2 protein-coding genes and 2 pseudogenes are annotated in these 5,582 nt (G+C 65.0%); 3 read left to right on the top strand and 1 reads right to left on the bottom strand.

The features are described 5' to 3' along the window. Positions 1 to 249: 249 nt before the first annotated feature. Positions 250 to 498: pseudogene (locus MFF30_RS18685) on the top strand (helix-turn-helix domain-containing protein); the annotation flags it as partial. A gap of 128 nt (positions 499 to 626) precedes the next feature. Here the strand turns inward: MFF30_RS18685 and MFF30_RS18680 are convergent. After that, the gene (locus tag MFF30_RS18680; protein ID WP_238280985.1) at positions 627 to 1,688 is read right to left on the bottom strand and encodes a hypothetical protein; all 1,062 of its coding nucleotides are present in this window, start codon (positions 1,686 to 1,688) and stop codon (positions 627 to 629) included. 409 nt (positions 1,689 to 2,097) lie between these two features. Here MFF30_RS18680 and MFF30_RS18675 point away from each other — a divergent pair, with 409 nt between their 5' ends. Next, complete coding sequence (locus MFF30_RS18675; protein ID WP_238280984.1) at positions 2,098 to 3,582, top strand: hypothetical protein; 1,485 nt, start codon at positions 2,098 to 2,100, stop codon at positions 3,580 to 3,582. Between the two features lie 747 nt (positions 3,583 to 4,329). Continuing rightward, positions 4,330 to 5,529, top strand: a pseudogene (locus MFF30_RS18670) (IS256 family transposase). Positions 5,530 to 5,582: the final 53 nt, after the last annotated feature.

Here is a 5,582-nt window from a genome sequence, read left to right as displayed (position 1 = left end):
TTAGGAGCGGATCTGCCGGGGTCATGTTTCGACGCCGATCCACATCTTCGAGCCGTTCTTCACTGTGGATCGGCCTCGAAGCATGACCCCTCCTTCAGCTCTGTTAAGTCGCTGTGCCATCGACCAAAATACCTTGAGGGATGGGGTCACAACCGGCGCCGATCGTGACCCCACCGGAAACTCGGATTCTCTCTGCGTCAGAGAGTTAGGAGCGGATCTGCCGGGGTCATGTTTCGACGCCGATCCACACTTATCATCGAGCGGACGAAGGCTGGCCTTGCATCGGCACGAGCCAGAGGTCGCAACGGCGGGCGCAAACCGAAGATGACCCCGGCCAAGCTACGGCTGGCCCAGGCTGCGATGGGTCAGCCCGAGACCAAGGTCGCCGATCTCTGCATCGAACTCGGGATCACCCGCCAAACCCTCTACCGACACGTCGATCCCAAAGGTCAGATCCGGGCCGATGGCATGAAACTACTGACGGGTAAAAGCAGCTGACGGCGACCACGCCAGCCAATGATCTTGGCTGGGACAGTTCACGGACCCAAGTTCACTCGATACCCTATGCGGAATGACAGCAGGCGATTGACCTGTTGCTTCGGTACGCGCGCAGATCCGCCCGACCGCTAACGATGCATCATCGTCGGCATCTGGTACGCGTCCTGGCACGCGCCTGAGGACGCGCGTACGCCGAGTAGATCCGCAAGGAGAGTGGGGAGACCGCGATCCCAGGCGGGCGCAAGCGCATTTAGAAGTTCGGCCCAGGCCGCCTCATCGAGGTCGGGATCTCTGATCAGGTTCGGGAGGCCGTCGTGCGGGTCGTACTCCAAACCGGCGATCCGGCCATCGGACACGGCCTGGATCCCCAGCGTCAGCGCCCGCATCGTCGCGTCGAGTTCGTCTTGCGCGTGCGCGTGCAGTCGCATCCTGTCACGCTTCAGCTCCTCGGCTTGACGCTCGGCTTTTACTCGGGCTCGGTCTGCCGCGATGATCGCATTCTGCGCCGCCGCTTCAAGTTCGCCGAGGTCGGCTTCGCGGGCCTCGATACGCGCGTGCGCCTCCGAGGCCACCTGCTCGCAGACTCTGCGATAGATGTCGGGCGGCAGGTGAGCCCGGCCCGTCGATGCTTTGGGTTCACCCCGGTGCAGGCGGGCATCGAGGGTCGCCCCCGCGTAGGTCGCCCATGAGGACTGGAGAGCCGAATAGCTGAACCGCGCCTCGTGGGCGAGCCGAACGTCTTCCAGCGCACCGTGGACGGAGATGATCCTCTTCTCGCAGCGCGCGTTCATGCGGGCCACACGCGTCGGCACAAGGAAAGCGTCGACGAGCCCGCCGCCGGTTTCGTCCAGATCCATCCGCCAGGCGATCACCGCACCGGCGCCAAAGACCTCTGCGGCCCAGGCGAGGGCCTTCTCAATCAACGCCTGGTTCATGGGATTGCGCGGGTCGTGCAACCCACCCGCCTCACGGATCAGCTCGGGACTGACTCCGACCAGAAGATGGAGCGCAATGGCCGCGCGGCCGTAGGGAACCGCACCCATCTCAGCCAGGGCCGCGCGATGAGCGCCGACGACGTCGAGCGGGTCGTGCGGGCTGTAGGCCGACCCGGCGGGGTTGAATGGGGTCAGAAGCCTGTTGTCGGTCCGGCGCTGACCTGTCGGATCGAGCCGGCGACCGTGTGAGGCCAAGCGCGAGAGTTCGGGAAGGTCGCGGACCTTTTCGGCGCGGATTAAAGGCGCGGAGGGGGGAGGGCATCGCTTCACGGCTCCAAGGTCACTTCTGAAGCCTGGCAAAAGCCCTTGAAAATCGCACGGCCCCCTCGCCTCGAACCTCGCGCGCCCTTGCTTTGCCCCCGACCGAGAAGCGGGCGACGCGATCCCGGGTGCGATCTTTGACGCCTTGGCGAGGGCGTCCAACGGCGCTCCCAACACCTCAAACGACGCGCGCGAAAGTTTTTTTTCGAGCCCGCCTCGGGACCTGCATGACTCACTACGGACCTGGATCGGCCGGCTCGGCGGCGCGTCGTCCCGCCTCGCCCGGGCCTTTCCTTTTTCGTCGCTCCCGACGCGTGATGCAGCAGCGATACCGAGCATTGCGGTGGCCGAGATGCTGAACCTGAAGACCCTGTTGGAATTGGTGGCCCGCTCGAGGGCGGAGAGCGTGGTCGCCGATGCGCTCACCCCGCGTGGCGTCGGTGCCACGGCCTCGCGGACTCTCCTGGGAACTCCCGAGGCACTCTGGAGTCATCTCGCGGTCCGCATCGACCAGGCACGCCTCGTCACCTGTCAGGGCGTCGCCAGGCGCGTTGCCTCAACCCAGAAGGTTCTGGCGATCACGCGCACGCAGGGACCGATCGACCCCAAGGCGCTCCAAGACTGGATTTTTGCCGTCCTGATGGGCCTGTGGATCCGTTACGGCAACCGCCTCGAGGCCGTGGTGCTGCACCGGGACGGCCCGCGGCCGGTCATCGTGGCCGTACTCGTGCCGACCGACCCGGCGCTTCGGGCTCGGCGCGAGCTCGATCCCGGCTTCCGCGAGCCGGCCAAACGGATCGCGAAGGCGGTGCCGTCGGACACGGTCGACGTTCGCGAGGCGACCGCGCCGCGCAAACCGGCGAACGCCGAGGCGATCGCCATCATCCTGCCGCGCGGACCCGCTCCCCTCCCGGTAGACGACGACGCATCCTTCGAGGCCGGCGAACCGACCCGCAAGACCATGTTCGAGCTGATGCCGACGTCCCCCCATCGCGTTCGCCCGGGCTCGGAGCGCGTCCCCGCCTGGCCCGGTATCGAACCGGCGTGCGCGGCACGGGATCCTTCGTTGACCTGGATGGCGTCGCAGGACGACCGCGCGTCGCACCTCGGCGGCCCGCCGCGCTGCCAGAAAGCCGTATCGGACGACGTTGGCTCTACCGCCCTGAGCATCGGCGACGACGCCGAAGATTCTGGCTTTGGGTTCATGCACCGCGCCGCACAGGGACAGGAGAGGCATTTCCCGAAGCAGCTTCGTGCCCTTCGGCTGGGCGAGACGTTCCAGGTTCTGTACGCCCTGTCGCCAGATTGGACGCTCCCGCGTCCATTTTGGGATGTCCTCCGGTCACTGTTCGCGGGGCGGCAACCGAAGATGTCCGACATCGGGACGTGCTTCATCGCGCGGCCTACCACCCGGGTGGTGCAGACGACGAACGTGTCCCGATGTCTGGGTCGTGCCGGGCTACCATCGGCACCGGAGCCGACACCTCTCTGCGCGTCCTCGATGCCGATCATTCCGAAGCACACTGGGATCACGGTCTCTATTCGGGTGAAGCACCGAGCGCACAGCCCCATGCCCCCGGGAGGGATGGTCGGAACCGGCTCGAGAAGGCTGTCGAGTTCCGACGGTCGGCCGGTGCAGATCCCAGCGATGCCGATGTCGATGGGATCGGAGCAGGGAGATCCGGGTGCCGGTACGACGCTGGTGGTACTTGAGACGCCGTCCTTGATTGGCACTTCAACAGAACGCCTGCAGCCGAGTTTGATGTGCAGGTCACGCGTCTTTCTGAGGTCAGAGACGCCGTCATCTCTGACCGGCATGTCGGGATGATGGTGATCCAGACGCGTTTTATCCGCAATAGAAAACCAGTCATATTTTCCCGACAGAAACGAGGCGGTTTGAGGCCGCTCAGACCAGACACACAGCAGTGACGGGAAAACAATCGAATACCCGACACTACTAGGCTATGCGCCAAGCGAGGGCTTAGCCTCAGCGAGGCATGATGGTGGAGAGGCGGCTTAAAATCGCTGTCGTGGAAGGGGCGTTCAGACGCTGGAGCCTCCACTTCCCGTGCGACCAAACGCCGGTAAGTCGGCCTACGGCAGCACGCCGATTATGCTCTTGGCCTCACTCATCGTGTTCTCGCAGGCACGCTTATCCCCCTGCCGGTCCTCGTTGGTGGCGCGGATGATGAGGGTTCTGGCGCTGGCGACGTGATCGGCCGTTGAGATAGTGTGGGATCGGTGGGGGTGTCGAGGCAAGCCGTGGTAATGCCTTAGAGCGAGCCAGTTCGAAGGGTATGCCCCACCTGCAGACCGGACATCTGGACGGCGCCCGCGCTGTCGAGACGGCGCTCGATGGTGCCGATTTGCTCGGCGCAGGATGAGGCCGACGCCGGCAGAGGCGAAATGGCGAGGGTTAGGATCGCAAAAACGGAGTTTAACAAGTTCCTCACTTAAATCTTTGAGTTCAACGCTAGGTCGTGTCCCAGGTAGTGGTGTAGCTGACGGGTGGTCATCGGCGATTACCGGGTAGGATCGGGTTGCGACAGCCAACCCCGAACCCGAGAGATCCCCGATGACCGACGAGATGATGACCCTGCGCGGGTTGATGGAGAAGAGCGCCGACACAGATTTGCTGCGCGAGATGATCGGCTTTGCGGCCGAGCGCCTGATGGAGTTGGAGGTGGGCGGCCTGACCGGCGCGGCCCACGGCGAGAAGAGTGCCGAGCGTCTGGTCCAGCGCAACGGCTACCGCGACCGGAACTGGCAGACGCGCGCCGGCACGGTCGAACTGCGCATCCCAAAGCTGAGGAAGGGCTCGTACTTCCCTGGCTTCCTGGAACCGCGCCGGATGGCCGAGAAGGCGTTCACCGCCGTGATTCAGGAGGCCTACATCCAGGGGATCTCGACCCGCTCGGTGGATGATCTGGTCCAAGCCATGGGCGGCACCGGCGTGTAGAAGAGCCAGGTCTCGCGCCTGTGCCAGGAGATCGACGAGCGGGTGGGCGCCTTCCTCGACCGGCCCATCAAGGGCGAGTGGTCCTATCTCTGGATCGACGCGACCTACGTGAAGGCGCGCCAGGACGGCCGGATCGTCTCGATGGCGGTGATCGTAGCGGTCGGCGTGAACACCGATGGCCGCCGGGAAGTGCTCGGCATGGACGTGGGCCCGTCCGAGGCCGAGACGTTCTGGACTGCGTTCCTTCGCAAGCTCGCCCGGCGCGGCTTGCGCGGGGTCAAGCTCGTGATCTCGGACGCGCATGAGGGCATCAAGGCCTCGGTGGGCAAGGTCATGAACGCCACCTGGCAGCGGTGCCGAGTGCACTTCATGCGCAACGTGCTCGCCCATGCCGGGCGTAGCGGGCAGCGCGTCGTATCGGCCTTCATCGCCACCGCCTTCGCTCAGGACGACGCGGAGGCGGCCCGTCAGCAATGGCAGCGGGTCGCCGATCAGCTCCGGCCCAAGATGCCCAAGCTCGCGACCCTGATGGATACGGCCGAACCCGACGTCCTGGCCTACATGGGCTTCCCGGCCGCACACCGGGTCAAACTGCATTCCACGAACCCATTGGAACGCCTGAATGGCGAGATCAAACGCCGGACCGAGGTCGTGGGCATCTTCCCCAACGAAGCTGCCATCACCCGTCTCGTCGGCGCGATCCTACTCGAACAGAACGACGAGTGGGCGGTGCAGCGCTCCCGCTACATGACCCTGGAAAGCATTGCCCCAATCGGCGATGATTCCCTCGTCAGCCTGCCAACCCTGGCAGCCTGACCGTCCCGGCCCCAGCCGGCAATCGTGGTAGCCCTCAGCGAGCTACACCACGC

It is taken from the genome of Methylobacterium goesingense (assembly GCF_022179225.1).
GTDB lineage: Bacteria > Pseudomonadota > Alphaproteobacteria > Rhizobiales > Beijerinckiaceae > Methylobacterium > Methylobacterium goesingense.
This window is presented reverse-complemented; position numbering and strand designations above follow the sequence as displayed.